At 29.4% G+C, this 16,229-nt stretch carries 11 protein-coding genes and 1 other RNA gene; 7 read left to right on the top strand and 5 right to left on the bottom strand.

Annotation, left to right across the window (positions count from 1 at the left end):
- Positions 1-34 precede the first annotated feature (34 nt).
- Positions 35-436, top strand: a transfer-messenger RNA (tmRNA) gene (gene ssrA, locus AB8P06_RS16675).
- Positions 437-628: 192 nt separating this feature from the next.
- Here the strand turns inward: ssrA and AB8P06_RS16670 are convergent.
- Genes AB8P06_RS16670 through AB8P06_RS16655 form a run of 4 tightly spaced genes read right to left on the bottom strand, consistent with a single transcriptional unit; the run spans position 629 to position 6,738 of the window.
- Positions 629-2,338, bottom strand: coding sequence for a hypothetical protein (locus tag AB8P06_RS16670; protein WP_369843387.1), 1,710 nt, complete (start codon positions 2,336-2,338; stop codon positions 629-631).
- A gap of 38 nt (positions 2,339-2,376) precedes the next feature.
- The gene (locus tag AB8P06_RS16665; RefSeq protein WP_369843386.1) at positions 2,377-3,468 is read right to left on the bottom strand and encodes a dsDNA nuclease domain-containing protein; all 1,092 of its coding nucleotides are present in this window, start codon (positions 3,466-3,468) and stop codon (positions 2,377-2,379) included.
- Between the two features lie 41 nt (positions 3,469-3,509).
- Positions 3,510-4,034: a hypothetical protein gene (locus AB8P06_RS16660; RefSeq protein ID WP_369843385.1), complete on the bottom strand. Its 525-nt coding sequence runs from the start codon at positions 4,032-4,034 to the stop codon at positions 3,510-3,512.
- Positions 4,000-6,738 (bottom strand): UvrD-helicase domain-containing protein, encoded by a 2,739-nt coding sequence (locus AB8P06_RS16655; protein ID WP_369843384.1) that lies wholly within the window; start codon positions 6,736-6,738, stop codon positions 4,000-4,002. Before AB8P06_RS16655 ends, AB8P06_RS16660 begins: the two co-directional genes overlap by 35 nt.
- 185 nt (positions 6,739-6,923) lie before the next feature.
- On the opposite strand from AB8P06_RS16655, the gene AB8P06_RS16650 reads away from it, so the two are divergent.
- Positions 6,924-8,915, top strand: coding sequence for a hypothetical protein (locus tag AB8P06_RS16650; RefSeq protein WP_369843383.1), 1,992 nt, complete (start codon positions 6,924-6,926; stop codon positions 8,913-8,915).
- Positions 8,905-10,581: a hypothetical protein gene (locus tag AB8P06_RS16645; protein ID WP_369843382.1), complete on the top strand. Its 1,677-nt coding sequence runs from the start codon at positions 8,905-8,907 to the stop codon at positions 10,579-10,581. Before AB8P06_RS16650 ends, AB8P06_RS16645 begins: the two co-directional genes overlap by 11 nt.
- Before the next feature lie 106 nt (positions 10,582-10,687).
- Here AB8P06_RS16645 and AB8P06_RS16640 read toward each other — a convergent pair whose 3' ends face one another.
- Positions 10,688-11,986, bottom strand: coding sequence for a PIN domain-containing protein (locus AB8P06_RS16640; RefSeq protein ID WP_369843381.1), 1,299 nt, complete (start codon positions 11,984-11,986; stop codon positions 10,688-10,690).
- A 407-nt stretch (positions 11,987-12,393) separates the two neighbouring features.
- Between AB8P06_RS16640 and AB8P06_RS16635 the strand changes: the two genes are divergently transcribed.
- The 4 genes from AB8P06_RS16635 (at position 12,394) to AB8P06_RS16620 (ending at position 16,214) form a co-directional block, all read left to right on the top strand.
- Positions 12,394-12,936 carry an antirestriction protein ArdA gene (locus AB8P06_RS16635; RefSeq protein ID WP_369843380.1) on the top strand — a complete coding sequence of 181 codons (543 nt, stop codon included), beginning with the start codon at positions 12,394-12,396 and terminating at the stop codon, positions 12,934-12,936.
- A gap of 47 nt (positions 12,937-12,983) precedes the next feature.
- On the top strand, positions 12,984-13,586 hold the full coding sequence (locus AB8P06_RS16630) for a recombinase family protein (protein WP_369843379.1): 603 nt from the start codon (positions 12,984-12,986) through the stop codon (positions 13,584-13,586).
- Positions 13,579-15,462: a hypothetical protein gene (locus AB8P06_RS16625; protein ID WP_369843378.1), complete on the top strand. Its 1,884-nt coding sequence runs from the start codon at positions 13,579-13,581 to the stop codon at positions 15,460-15,462. The genes AB8P06_RS16630 and AB8P06_RS16625 overlap by 8 nt, the downstream gene beginning before the upstream one ends.
- A gap of 362 nt (positions 15,463-15,824) precedes the next feature.
- Positions 15,825-16,214 (top strand): hypothetical protein, encoded by a 390-nt coding sequence (locus tag AB8P06_RS16620; RefSeq protein ID WP_369843377.1) that lies wholly within the window; start codon positions 15,825-15,827, stop codon positions 16,212-16,214.
- Positions 16,215-16,229 lie beyond the last annotated feature (15 nt).

Below are 16,229 nucleotides of genomic sequence, written 5' to 3'. Positions count from 1 at the left end.
ACAAAAAATTCTATCTTTGCATTCACTTTATCATGGGGTTGACTGGTTTCGACAGCAAGACCAATGGGTAAGTAAGCATGCAGAGAACCGTAGCGCGATCTCTATAATCCCTTGCTACAAAATTTTAACTGGCAACGAAGAGTTCGCTCTTGCAGCTTAATATCGAAGTATAGTAGATCAAGCGTTTTCCCGAAGATTTCAGTAGGGAAGCAAGATATCTCACAAATGCTCTGTTCTGCGGCGTTTGATTCTGAGATATAGGAATGCGGAAATAAGGTTTCAGATGCTTCGGCTGAAACTCGAAAACCTCAGAAGATAAGCCGGAAGTTGAGCGTCTGCTCTCTGCTTCCCGTCGAAAATCAATAGTAGAATAAGCATGTAGAAAGCTTATGTATTGCTTGTTTGGACGAGGGTTCGAATCCCTCCAACTCCACTTTTAAGCTAAAGAGAATTTGTAAATTATTGAATTTTAAATAATTACATTTTCTCTTTTTTGTTTTTGTGTCCAAAAACGTGCCCAATCTAACAACAGCCTGTTATAGTCTTACATTAAGAACTGATACTTTAATTATTTCTCTACAAAAATACAAAAATAAAAAACTGTTACAATTGTAACAGTTATAAGATGTTATCCTTCTAGCAAAACTTTCTCCACAATTGGAGCGAATTCTACGCTGACCTCATCAAAATAGCGCTCCTTTAAAAGGGAGTATTTATCGTCTTCTAAAACGATTGTATAGCCATCTAATATCTCAGTATCAATGTCATCAACTAGTCCCAAAATAATTTGTGAATTTTCTGGCTGATTATTGCTAATAAAGGTCATAATTGCTTTTCTATTCTCTTCATCTTGTTCTTGTTGATTGGGGGAATCAACAACGATTGGACAAAATGTTGATGTAGAATAAATATTCATTACATGTAGAAAAGAAAAATAATATGCTAGTAAAGCACGAGGCAAATTACTACCCTGTTCATTAATTTTATTATCTATCCTATCAAACAAAGTCTTAGAAATTTTATCAGGATTTACATTCAACTCTTCTAAGAAAGCTTTCAATTTGGTCTTGTAGAATAGCATTATTCTTCTTTTTTTATTCTCACTCTCTTTATTAATTTCTTTAAGCTCTTTTTCTAAGAGCTCAAATCGTACACGAGCATCGCCTATCCTTTGATAAACCAAATCTTTTTCCTTTTTAAAGATTTCATTCACCTTTTTCTTTCCTTCATTTTCAATGATATCGACAAGTTTGACCTCCTCTTTTTTAGAGTTTAACAAATTTTCAATTTTTTCAAAATCCATTTTTGCTTCAACAAATGATTTATCATGTTTTGAAATTTCATCATTCACCTTTAAAGCTTCAATTTTCAATTCTAACAAAAGTTGCTGTAGTTGCTCTTCGTCTTCAGCTATAGAAAATCTTTCATTAAAATTATTATTATAATGAGCTCCGCACATTGGACAGTCAACAAATTCTTCTATGTAGTTTAAAGCATACTTGTAATCAGCCTTCACTTCATTTATTGCTTTTTCTATAATACCTATTCTTGCATCTAGAATCGACTTTTGATTGTACAAGTCAGTAAGTCTTAATTTTAGTTTATTCTGTTCCGTTTTTAAAATTTCGCACTCTGTTAATAACTCGGATAGCTCTTTACTGAAATCATCAACAGTAATATTTAGACTTTCACTATTTAGCTTTTCCTTGATGCCCCCGAGAATTTTAGTTAAGGCATCTATTTCAATTTTAGTTTCATTTAGTTCAATACGAGTGCTATCAAGGTCAGTCTTCGTCTGATAGTATTTATTACCCTTTATACCCGAATGATATTCAATTACAGGCTTTTTCCAATTACTGTATTGTTGAAGTCCTGACAATGCATTCCAACTATCATTCCAGCTTTTATCTTGGTCTATATAGAACGGTAGAAAAAGGAATGGACTAGGAGGATTTTCTCCTACACCTTTACGATTAGAAATCAAAAGCTTAAAATTAAATATGTCATTAAGAAAGACAGAAAGTGATTTAAAATCATGCAGCATGATTTCATCATATTCATTGACAACAGCAAATCGAGATTTATTATATCGTAAAACACTAATTCTTCGCTCATCAATTTTAAACTTCAAGTAGGTAATTGGCTCAGCTTCCATCCAATTTTTATTCAAGACCGACGGAGTTGCTCCTAAAGTATAATATATACTTTTTATTAAGCTTGATTTTCCTACCTGATTAGCCCCTTTTATTATTGTCTTTTTTGGGTTGAATTGTATTTTTATTGCTTTTTTTTCTTTGTAGGATAATATTTGAATCTCCTCGAAAACTAACCTTTTCATATTTACTAGTTCTTAAATTTCTTATTAGTGTGTGAAAATTACTCTTCATTATAAATTTCTTTTAGAATAACCAATTTTAAAAAATATTCCGAATATATCTGTTGATTTTTGAAAATCTTTTGATTTTTCAACTCGCTATATAACCAGTCTAAAGACTCTAGTAAAGTACCATCTAATTTCTCAATATTCTCATCTATTAGTTTTTTAATGACATCAATACATTGATAAAAAAAATTATTCTCCAGACTTAAATATTGAATTTGCACATCTTTCCAAGCATCTAAATATTTTCTTCTTAAAAATAAACTAATACCAGCATTATCTAATAGTTGAAATAGTTTATTCTTGATAACATCGAGTTTATCCGGTTCAGAGACAACAGTTTTAAGCATTGTTTCAAAATCTACTTTAGAAATAGATTTGTAACTTACAAGTTCTTCATAAGTATGAACTTCTTTTTCTAAATTATTTCTTCTATTAACTTCATCAAAAATAGTTCTGTATGCTAGGGAAGGATTATATTTAATGTCTGTATTGTACAGCCTTTCAATTAATCTATTAAGCTTATCCTTAGTTATTTCATTGTGGTGTTCTATAGTTAGTTCTGATGTATGAAAAAAAATGATATTTAGAAATTCTTCTAGCAATTCTATTGAAAGTTCTGATTTTAGACTACCTTCAATTTGCTTCTTTTCCTCTTCGTTAAGCTCGCTACAACATATTAATGTTTGACTCTCTTGTATTGATTTAAAACTGAATTTAGTATTAGAAACAATGTTTAAACTTTTTGTTTCAGTATTAAAATTTATTTTATTGAGATAAAGTTTCCCTAAAATAGAACCTCCATCACTATCCTTTAATTTTTTCCTTGTTAATATATTTTTTAACGAATAACTTCCTTTATCCTTCGTTTTGATTTGATAAAAATCAATTTGAGTTGGATTATTCACTGAATCTAAAACTATGATATCTTCATGATATTCGAAAGCCAATAAAAAATCAACTTCAGAATTCATTAGTTCAATCAATTTACAAATAGCCCAATTTTTCTGAAAATCAAATCTATTTGAAGCCATAGAACCAGCATTCTCTCGAGGCTTTACCTTTCTAAATTTTTCTGCTAAACTCACATTATTATTTGTTTTATAGTTAATATTTATAAAAATCAATGCTAAAGTTCTTCTAACTGTGATTCTGTTCGCTCTTCACCTTTTTGAAAATATCGAATTTCACTGATGACAGGATTTTCCCCAGTTTGTATCTCTAGGTAAATTCCCAGCTTATAATTATATTGTAATGTAAAAGCCTTTAACTTAACAAAATCATACTCCTTTTGTTGATAATTTGTATTTCTTTTTTTCATTTCGAATACAACATGATTCCTTGTGTTAGTTCCCCTTTCGTGTATTATAATGTCAGGAAAAATATTGTAAGTATCATTTTCTCTAACGCTCCTCACTGCCAAATCCTCCATAACTTCTTGTGGAATCTCAAGAATTTTCCGAAGTCCCTCACTATCAACATCTCCATTATATTCACAATCTACATCATAATTTTTAAACAATAAAGTTAAGTAATATGCTAGCTTGTGAGCAATACTCCTTTCTGATAAATCTCGTCTTAGTAAGGCAGAATCTTTTTCAAGCAAATGATTTTGTGCTTTATGAAAGTGTGCTTTTGTTGTCTGCAAATCCATTATTATTAGTTTTATTTAAATTTTTAATTTCAAAGTCTGTAAGCCATTTTTTATACTGACAATCATAGATTGCAAAGTTTGAACAGCCATAAAAAGCCCACTTTTTTTTATCTTTAACTCCAACTCCTGTTTTCAACTCTAAGTCACCTGAACGACAATTTGGACACTTTAGATTGCCATTTACTTTGTTATTCAGGTTTTCATCAAGCTCAATAATAAATTTCGAAGCAAACCTTTTGTTAGCAATTAACGATGTCTTCAGTTTTGCCCTAGTTAGTGCGACATAGAAAAGCCTCCTTTCTTCACTATTGGGATACGTTTCAGAGCCTCCTAACAATAGCAAGAGGACAGGGTCATCATACATTTCAGATGGAAATCCAAGTCTTCCAGAATTACAATTTAATACAAATGTATATTCAGCCTCTAATCCCTTTGACTTATGTGCAGTAAAGAATTCCAATTTAACTTTTAGCTGTTCATTATACTTGTATTCTATAGTGTTTTCCTTTATAATTTTGAACTTAGTATGTTCTGTTTTTACTCTTTTAAAGTCGTGGTTATATCTGCCAATTAAATAGAATTTATTTGATAGGATATCTTTTATTTCATCATCAGTTGGTTCGGTATTACCACCTAAAAATTTAGACTCGATTATTTTATTGATAGCGTTTTCTAGACCTTCTGTATCATCATTGTCATCAGAAAAAGTATAAAAAATTTCCATGTCAGATTCAGCCCCCAACTTATTTTTAAGATTTTTTTTAATTTGAGCGGGATTTCTCATAACAAAATTTCCAGAAATGTCTATCATTGGTAACCCAAACCGATAAGTAGTCTCTATCTTTGATGTATTAGTAAATCCAAAGTATTTTTCGAAACTATTGAACAAACTTATGTCGCTACCAGTAAAACGATATATCGACTGCCAATCATCACCAACAGCAAATAATTTAACATTTTTACTTTGTTTTTTAAAAGCGTTAACGAGCTTGTATCTTCCTACACTGATGTCTTGAAATTCATCGATAATAAGATAGTTGTATTGATGTACATATTTGTTTCTTTCAAGATAATCTACAGCTTGATTTATCATATCACTAAAATCAATCTGTTGTTTTCTTTTCAACATTTCTTCATAAGCTTTATACAGTGGATAGAATAGTGCAATAAAATAGTCACATCTTTCTCTATCAAAGCCTGATTTAGTTTTAATTTTATCCTTTAGCTCCTCGTAGGTAATATTAGATGATTTGTAAAGATTTAGGAAAGTCATAAATAAAGCAATCAGAGATGTTACCTCATCAGATGCATTCTCTTGAATTAAATTCCATTTTTCTTCTTCAGATAAAGGTTTAATGTTAAAACCATTAGATTTAAGTAAGCTGGTAAGACTTTTCTCAACGGTTCCATCTTTAAACTGGTAGCTAAAGGTTTCAATACACACTGTCTCATTTTCTGTATGTGTTTCCCTTTTCCAACGAATTCCAGCATGGTAATTCATCTTTGCTTTCTCTAAACTAGTATTTTCGTTAGCAAAAAAAGGAGGAACATTTCCATTCCTATCTAATGCATAGTGTTCTAAATAAATCCTTCTATTTCCTTGGTACAAACTAAAATCTGGTTCGTATTGTCTGTGGTCTAAAGTTTTTGTAGCTACCTCATAAGGCTCCTCATATCTATAATCGATACCGTTAAATAATAGAAAATTGGCTATTTTGCACTCTTCTTGACTTTTTACAATTTCCCTTAGAACCGTTAATTTGTTATTTACTTTAACTTCAACTTTTTTATAGGGTCTAAAGTTTTGGTCTTTAAGATGCTGTATATGCTCTGCCTGATTCTTAAATTCAAAATCATTTTTACTAATCTTTATAAAATCTGTGAAGTATCTTGTCAAAATCCCAAGGTATCTTTTATCAACTAGTAACTTTTTAAATGTATCTTTTATAAAATAAGTTAACTCATCTGCATTGTATAATGATGGTTTTGCTTGTTCAACATTTTTTATGATATCTAATCCTAATTTATGGAATGTCTTAGCATCAATTCCCGCAATGTTTACTTTGTTGGCAAGGTCTTTTGCACTTTGATTTGTGAATGAAATTAAAAGAATTTTCTCAGGCGAAACACTAAGACTTCTATTAAGGTAGTTCACTTTACCCATAATTGTTGTAGTCTTTCCACAACCAGCTCCTGCTATAACTAAACTATTATCTTCATCACGTATAATGGCTTCTCTTTGTTGCTCATCTAAAGATTTACCACCATCGATATTACTTAATAAAGATTGGGTTTGCTTTAGTTCATACTTTAAAAATTCATTATTAAAATTTTCACGAGAGTTTTCATCATTACTGATAAGATTTTTAAAAAAAACAATCTCCATTTCTTCTGAAGATGTTAAACCTATGTTTTTAAATGATTGTTGAAAAATAGTATTTCTCAGTATTTCACTATGCCTATCTCTCCATTGAGCAAGCTTATAGTGCGAGAAATATCCATTCGTATTGTTAGTCAAAGTTCGAAAACCTCGATTTGCTGAATAAACACTAGGAAGAAAGGATTTGAAAAGATTACTTAACCTTTCCTTTTCTAATTTTTCATTTCTTTCTTTTATTTTTCGTTCTTTCTGCTCTCTAATAGCATTGGTTACCCAACCTACTGCCCCAATAGTTAATGCCCCTGCAACTAAATATGAAATCATCTATCATGTTTTTTAAATAACTTAACACTTTCAAGTGAAATAAGCTTTAATATTACATATTATTTTACAATGTAACAAGTTAGTAATAAAAACAATCCTAAAATACGGGAACCCGTAAGATTAGTCTAAGCTTCTCCCTATATTTTGAGGATAAGATTTATTAAATTGCGCAATAAATATACTTGATGGATAAAATTGCAACGGTTGATTTGGAATTAGGTCATAATCCTGAAATTTTCATAAAACTTAAAGAGTTTGTAAATGTCTGTTTTCAAAATAGAAAATTTTCATTCAAATTGGATGAAATTACTCCTGAAAACATACTAATAGACAATGGAATACTTGTAATTGAGGAAAATAAAATCAAAATCAACAATCTCTATGCCTTCAGCAAAGCATTCTTTGATGTATGTAAAGAAAATTTGGATTTTGAGTTTAGCTCTGATTTCTCATCAACATTTAATTTTTTGTCAGAAATAAGTAAAGATTTTAAAGGTGGTGGATTTTTAAAAATACTACCTTTTCTTTGGGAATATGCAATTTATATTTCTAATAAATTACACAGTGTTTCATTCATCAATATATCAGATTATTTAATTCAAAATAGTCACAATAATTATGTTTTTTTAAATGCCTATAATACCCAACTTCCTTATCTGGATTTAGAAAACAATATATTAATTCAATCAGTTCTTAATATAGTCAATCATATAAATAAAGAAAGTGAAGCTGGGATTTTAAATATTAATTATAATTCACTACTGAATACTTTATGCACTATTGCAAAATCTAGTCATCAAAAAGGACAGGATTTAATTAAAATTGCAATAGAGATTGAAAATATAGATTTAAATATAATATCTTGTATAATAGAAGGGCTTTATAGTTCAAAAAATACTGAATCAATAAATCTAATTGAGAATTACATTCGGAAGGGAAAAAGATTAGACGGTATTTTTAGTGGTTTGGCAAGATTAGATAATATTTCTGAAGCACAGGCTGAGAAGTTTTTAAATTATTTTGATGAATATTATGAAAAGAATCAAACTTATAAGAGACCATTAATTTTCATTCTTTTTAGCATTCTTAACTGTGAAAATTTAAAAAATAAAACAAGTTTTATTGATTGTATTTTTAATAATCTTCTTAAAATTATTAATGATGAAGATGCAGTATATTTAGTGTTGGATAGGATTTCTTTTCTTAAACAGTATAATAATGAAAGAGTCAACATTATCTGTGTTATTATAAAAAAAGATTTTTACAGCAACGAAAAGTATCTCCGTTTAATTGCTCAAACTTTCTGGTATCTCAAAGATGTTAATCATTTAGAAAAAGTCCTAAATACTCTTTCTGATTGTAAACCATTTTCAAATATTGCAAGTGAATTTATTCATCATCTTGATGATTATAACCGAAATGAATTGGATAAAATGTTTATTAAATTTATAACATCTAATAAAGCTCGGAACAGACATTTAGGAATTAGTTTTTTTAATGAATTAAACACTCATTGCTCTTATCATTTTGATTATGACATCTTAAAACTTACATCTTTAGAACAATATAAATTGATTGTTTCCATTACAGAGAATTACAACGAACCTAAAAATACTTTGCCTTGCCTAATTCCCCTTTTAGATTCTTCTTCGAGTACAATTAAGGAAGCTTTTATTTGCAAACTTGAAGAATATTCTGAAAATTATGGAGGTCATGTTACCGATGTACTAAAAGAAAATTTAAATGATGAAGAGGAAAATCACAAAAATGTTTTAGATAGAGTTAGTAAATATATGAATACATTCTATGATAAGTTTGTAAAAGTAAAATATGGTATTAACGAACTTGACCCTTATTTTTCTCAATCAAAGTATATAGACCTTTTTAATAAAATTTTTCAGCAAAAATTTTCAGGAATGATGGAAGATGCAAATGAAAAAGAAAACAGTTTTTTAAGTATGGTCAACTCTATACAAATTGCAAAAGGTGGAGGTTGGAAAACGGGAGAGAATAAAGAAGTAAGTAAACTACACTCTATAGGACATAGCTTTGCAATGCCAAGAAACCATCTCATTTTTCCCAATAAATTCGATATTGAGCACGGAATAGCAATTCACACTGATTGGAAAGATGAGAACTTCAAATTGATAACTGATTTAATTTCAAATGAGCAGTAATACTTTAATTGTACAGGATTATTTATCTTCTTTAAAAGAGGATTCGGAACTCGATTATATATTTCCACTACTTTTGCAATCACTAAAATTCAGGATTGTCCAGACAGCAAAAGAAGCAAAAGGGCAATCTCAATATGGTAAAGATATTATAGCTATTGGTAAAGATAGTAAAGGACAAAAGTATCGTTGGTATTTTGAATTGAAAGGTTATGATGACAGACACATAACAGACAAAAATTATTCTAAAACAGATGGGATAAGAGAATCTATTATTGAAGCAAAAGATACTGCTTTTAATGACACTTCAATTCCTGAATTTAATGAGTTACCTATCAAAATAATTTTAGTACATAATGGAGTATTAAAACCTAATATTAAACCTACTTTTGAAGGTTTAATACAAAAAGAATTTAAAGATGGTGAATTTGAAAGATGGGATATTTATCATTTGACAGAATTATTTAGTAAATACCTTTTTAGTGAGTATTTACTCTCCGATACCGAAAGTAATAGACTTCTGAAAAAAACTTTAGCATTTCTTGATACACCAGATTACAAATATGAAGAATTTAAGAAGCTTGTTATAGTTCAGTTTGAGAAAATTGATACCGTTAAAGGTCGTGCTTTGGCAAAGCTTTTTGCTACATTGGGTATCTTACAAACTTTAGTTTTTCATTATAGTAAAGAAAATAATAACATTATCCCTGCAAAGGAATGCTCTAAATTTTTAATTTTACATACATGGTCTTGGATTCTTAAAAATAATCTTGAAAAGAGACCTGCAATTATTAAAGAGTATAGAAAATTATTAAAAGTTCAATTTGAAATTTTCAACACTTACTTTAAAAAAACTTTTCCTATTGCAAAATTACCTGATGGATTATTTTCAGAAAGGGGGGCTTTTTTTGAAAATGTGGGTTATCCTCTAAGATGTTTTGATTATTTAGATGATATCATCTACTATTTAAGACTTCGTCTTATTTTCTCAGAAAAGAAAAATCACAAACTTATTTTCAATAAACAAAAAGACTTATTAATTGACTTGATTCAAAATAATAGTGGATTTTATAGACCTATTTTAGACAATCATTCTATATCAATAATTCAACTTTTCTTACTGTTTGCCAATAAAGAAACAAGAAGACAGAAAGATGTTAATTTTATAACTGATATTGTTTTTAGAACCTTAGAAAATATGGTTCTTGAGAAACAAAAATATGATAGGCTTCCCGAACTATATAATAATATGGAAAAAGTAATTGAATTTTTTGCTCTCGGCAAAAAGCCTAAAGGCTATACAGATAGCTCTTCCATATTACTTGCAACTATTCTAGAGTTGTTAGTAGTGTTTAATTCAAAAGAATCCTTCGATGTATTTCATAAAATATTTGGTGAAAAAATAAACTTACAAATTGCATTAATTGACTTTAATGAATTCGATGTGGAGCAACTATTATTTGAAAAAAATCTTCACAATGAATACTTTGTTGACTCAATTTATAAATTGCCTAAGGATTTTGATGAATTCAAAAAAGATGTTTATAAAAAAGTGTCACCTGTTTTTGAATACAGAACCGATAAGGTTGGTTTGTCATGTATTAGATATTTAGCACATAGTTATTACAAAAATGAAATCTTACCAGAGGAATGGAGACAGTTTTTATAGAGTATGGTAATTTACTGGAAGTGTTAACACAAATAAGCTAAAAACTCCCAGTAATGATTTTTATATGTGAACATTAAAAGATTACTTGTTGAAAGAAAATATTTCTTTATATTATTAGTGTAACCGTAAAATTATTCTCAACTATTCTTCCTAAAACAATTTCAATTTCCAATTCATTCAATTCGAAATTTTGTTTAAAACTTTTTATTTCATCAATTATTGTAGGTACTACCAAGACAGGCTTTATTACAACAAAAATTATTAGTTTACTATAACCATTTTCTAATGCCATCGGAGTAAACTTTTCTAAAGAGGAACTAAGAGACATTAAAAACGGACTTATTTCTCTCCAAACCATTATTTCTACAGCTATTGTTTTTACTCCATTCGTATCATCCACTAAAACTATTTCTGGAAAACCAGATTCGTACGTTAAAATATTAAATCCTTTTATATTTTTTCTTATCCAGTCATTTATATAGCCAACATAGCTTATTTCATGAGTAGAAAAAAAATAGTTTATATTTATTATGTTTTCCTCCGATTCAACTTCTTCTACTACTTTTTGGTCTGCTCCAAATAATTCGATAAATTCTGAAAGCTTTATTATACTAAATGATTTTTCTGGCGCTTTCGTCCTAAACTCAGAAATCAACTCGAATCTTGGATACAAGGATTGTCCTTCACTCCTGTGAAACCAATCTGTTTTTTCATCTCCTGAAACGAATACAATATCTTTGTTTTCTTTTTCAGCTAAATCCAATATTGTAAACCATATTAACAAATCACCAATTCCATCATCTTCTTTTTTTCCATCTTTATAGCCTGGTGGAATTTTATGTAGATATCTAATTTTTAATTCTTTTATGATATCTGCCTCTTTTAAGTTGTGGTCAATTATAATTTCTTTTTGGAACAGAGCATGATAAATTTGGCTAACAGGGTCATTCCATGTCCAAGCTTTTATTTTATCAATTATAGCATTAACTTTTTCAGAATATTCTTTTAATCTATCATCAATTTCTTTTTGATAATTAACTAAATCTTCATATTCCTGTATGCCAGTTAACAAAGGATATTTACCTATTTTAAGTTCGTTTACTTTGCTCTTTTTTCGATTAAATTGTAAAAAAATATCTTTAATTTTTTCAGGTCTGTTTTTAGCAAACTCTCTTGCAACTTGAGCAGGAATGAAAAGTCTATTCTCTTCGATTATTTTAGTATAAACTTTTTTAATTTCATCAATACTACTTGGGGTTATTGTATAGGGTAAAAGCAATGCATTTGTATCTAAAACAAACAAACAATTATCTTTTATTTTCAAGATAGGTTCTACGGATAAAGTAAAGATATCTTTAGCATTAGGGTATATCTTATTAATTATAAAAATGTCATTCTCACTCATTATATTATGATATTAGTTTTTATAAAAATAATAAAATCTAATTGGAAAAATATAAAATATGTAATACATTATTACCTATATAGAAAACATCCCCCCACTAAATTATTAATTTTTGCCCCACCCCCACATGTTATAGTTATATTTTTTAAAGGGTAGAAAGATTTTAAAAGAAAATTTTAAAATGTAAAATTTAATGTGATAAATTTAGACTAAAGTCTAAACGTGACACATAAAAGATTTGTACAAAAGATGATATAAAAGTTTTAAAGTGTACCAAAAACACCTACTCTAAATTTGATACGTTTGAAAAAATGTTGTATATTTGAATCAATAAAAAGCCTTGAAGTGTTGGAGCACAACAAGGCAAACGTTAATAAATGTTCAACTACTAAATTAAACTTATCAACATGGCAAAGTTACAAAATTGTCTTGATACTGCTAGTATCTATGTTTCAACGTACGCAAAGTACAACATCGGGAATTTAAACGGGGATTGGTTAAACCTTTCTGATTATTTGGATTATGAAGAACTTTATGAGGCTATGAGAGAACTTCATTATGATGAAGAAGACCCCGAATTTATGTTTCAGGATTATGAAGCCCCAAAATTCTTTATCAATCAGGGTTTGATAAGTGAATGTCAAATTTCCAAAGACATTTACGAGATTGCAGAGAAAATAAATGATTCAGGCTTAGAATTTGAAATTATTGAAGCTTATGTAGATTGTAGGGGTAACTATAATCAAGACATACAAGGACTCATATATGAAGTTTCAGAGTCTTATTATGGTGAGTATAATTCGGATGAGGACTTTGTACAGGAAATGTTAGAACAGGATGGCAGTATCCCAGAAAATTTTCCTTCTTACATCATCATAGATTGGGAAAAAACAACACATAATTTCATGTATGACTATTCAACCTCAAACGGATACTATTTTAAAAATTAATAACACCCCTGCACCCTGTCACTCAGGGTGCTTTATACAATAATCAAATGAAAGCAAGATATATAAGGGTTTCTACTGGAAACCAGAATACAGCAAGGCAATTACAAAAAAGCCACCCCAACGAAAAACTTTACATTGACATTATAAGTGGGTCTATACCATTCAACCAAAGACCAGAGGGAAAAAAAATGCTTGGAGACATCGAAGCAGGTTTAATAGATTACATTTCGGTGCATTCTATTGATAGGCTTGGTAGGAACTTGTTTGACATTTTAGCTACTTTAGAGTTCCTGAATGAAAAGAAAATTGTTTTAAAAACAGATAATTTAGGGATTGAAAGCCTAATTAATGGTAAACCTAATTCAGCATTTAAATTAATCATTTCAGTGATGGCTAACATAGCTGAAATGGAACGAGAAACCTTACTGGAAAGGCAACGAGAGGGAATAAATATTGCTATTGCCAAAGGTGTTTACAAGGGTAGGATTAAAGGCTCGGTTGAAAGTGATGAAAAAGTTTTAGATAAATATAAAGAAGTTGTAAAATATTTGAAAAAAGAACAATCTTTGAGAGATACTGCCAAACTATGCAACGTTAGCTTAGGGACAGTTCAAAAGGTAAAACAGATTTTAAATAAAACTAATGACTAAAAATATAGCACCCGAAGCACTATCTAACAATGATTTGATGCTTTTGATTCCTGCAACTATTGATATTGAAGAACTATCTAATTCAGTAACATCTACAAATCCAGGGATTGATTTTAATAAATTATTGTCACTTATAAGTTTAATCACTACTGAATTAACATCTTTCAATTATGAAAAGGATAGACACGAAACGTCAAAAAAAGTAAATATTCATAGTGATATTCTAAAAGAATGCTGTGGGAAAAAGTATAGAGATTACATTGATTTTCTATTTAACTCTAACATTATATCAAAACGGAGTCCATATAGTAAGGAGGTTAAGGGTCAAACTTTCGGTTATGGATTTAATAATTCTCATGCATTCAGAAGGTTAAGGTTGATTAAATTAACAAATTCAAAACCAGTTTTTTACGAAAATAAATTTAATAACTCTTATGTAAAAAAGTATGAGGAAATCTTGTATAAACTCTTTGATAGAACTAAGTTTTCCTTAGATTTTAATCTTGCAGAGGAAAAATTATTTTATAAATATTTGGAAAACATTGTTTTTCCATTTGAATCAAAACACACTGTTGAATGGCATAAGTATTCTGCTTATCATGGTGGGTTAAAGCAACTGGTGAAGTTTCTTAATGGTCAATATTCATTCACCCGAAAAACAAAGCACTCTGAAAGAAAGCCATCAGGTAGATTTTATTCTCCTATAACTTTTTTAAATAAAGTTACCCGTAGCTTATTGTATTACGAAGGTAAAAAGTTACAACAGTTAGATGTAACAAATATGTTTCCATATTTGTTATCACAGTATTTAAAGGAAACAGCTACCTTAGATTCACATAGAGTTAAAAGGCTTCAAAGTTGTCCAGTATTTAAAACTAAATATAAATTAAACAATGCTCCGTACATATCTAAAAAGTTTGTTTCCTGCCAGTGGTTAGAACAGTACCTAATAGAGAAATATGGAACTTTACTTTTACCTACATCAATGTTAGTAGCTAAGAAAGGAGGCTTGGTTCAGCAAGATGTTGACAAAAACTTTTTCTTAGATATACCTAAAAGTTTGTTTCAGGATAATGATAGCCACTTTCAGCAGTCTAATAAAAAATTTTATTCTCCTTTTCTTCATCATTCACAAAGAGGAAATTGGAATCAGAATCCTAACAAGACAGCTCAAGGGACTTGGAAACAGAAAAGTAGACAAGAAGCACAAATGATTACTTATTCCAATAGCTATAATCAAACTAAAGGTATATATGGTGATTCCCCTTTGGTTACACTTTATCCTGAAACTAATAATAGTTCAAACATTACAGAAAGCTTTAACACAGCACCAATGGTGTACTCTAACTATATCTCGACCAAAATTCTTGAAACCCTTATGAATAAAGAGATTTCCAAGTTCAACACACTCTCTGTAGGGGGAGTTATTTATGACCACTTTATAGAGCTTTTTAAAGCAAAGTTTACTTTAGAATGGGGTATACAATATCAAAGGCTGTTTAATGATGACTACAAGTACCTGTATGAGCAAGATAGAGAGTTAGCAAAAAAACTTTTCATTTCAATGTTGTATGCCAGAAATAATCATTACATAAAAGAGCAGGAAGTTTTTAAATCAGAGTTCCCAATCCTTTATGATTTAATACGGGAGAAGAAAAAGGGGAATCATAAAATCATTACTTATGAACTATTCGATTTAGAGGCTGGAATCATTGTTGATACAATTGCCAGAGACTTAATAAAGAAGAAAATTCCAACTTTTACCATACATGACTGCATTGCTGTGCAAGAGGAAAACATTGAAGTTTCAGAGTTAAAAATTAAAGATGCATTTATTTCAAGGTTCGGAAGCTGTCCACAAATTAAGTTGGAATAATGTATGAATGTGACTAATAATGGTGTTTATCATTCTGAAAAAACATAAAGGCTATTTTACAAGAAATAAATTTGAAAACCTTAATTCAAAGTAATATATTTGCCTTTGACATTAACGATATTAAATAAGTGTAAAACTTATTGCTTTGTATAGGAAAATTTGGCGATTTAAAAATACATCACAAAGGCAAGAAGTTGAACACCACACGGCTGTGTGGACGTTCTACTTTTGTGTTTGTGGGTTACGCCAAATACCTCCTATACGAAGTGTGAATTGTTCACACTTTTTTTATGCCGTTAGGGGAAACCATAATTTTTAGACAGTATTTAAAATTAATTTTAAAAACAATAAACTTATTTGATATGAGAAATTTACTTCTTACAGCTATAATAGCTATTTCTTTCGTTAACTGTTCTAGTAGTGATGATGATTCGACAGCACAGCAAAACAATCCTGTCACAATCCAATACTTTCATTCGCCTTCTTGGATTCAAGGCAAATGGAAAGTTGGCAATACTTCGTACTATCATTTCACAAATGACGATTTCATATATCTAATGAATGGAACTAGCTATAAAGCAATTCTCACACAAACAGCAAACAATGGTCAGACAGCAAAAGTTGATGAAACAATAACAGACACAGACTATAATTTTGTTATAACAGCAGGGTCTTCAAGTGGAAGTTATAAATTTCACAAAATAAGCTCTACAAAAATACAATGGAACAATATAACCTTAGATAAGGAGTAATTAAAACTACAATTA

It is taken from the genome of Chryseobacterium tongliaonense (genome assembly GCF_041224435.1).
GTDB lineage: Bacteria > Bacteroidota > Bacteroidia > Flavobacteriales > Weeksellaceae > Chryseobacterium > Chryseobacterium tongliaoense.
This window is presented reverse-complemented; position numbering and strand designations above follow the sequence as displayed.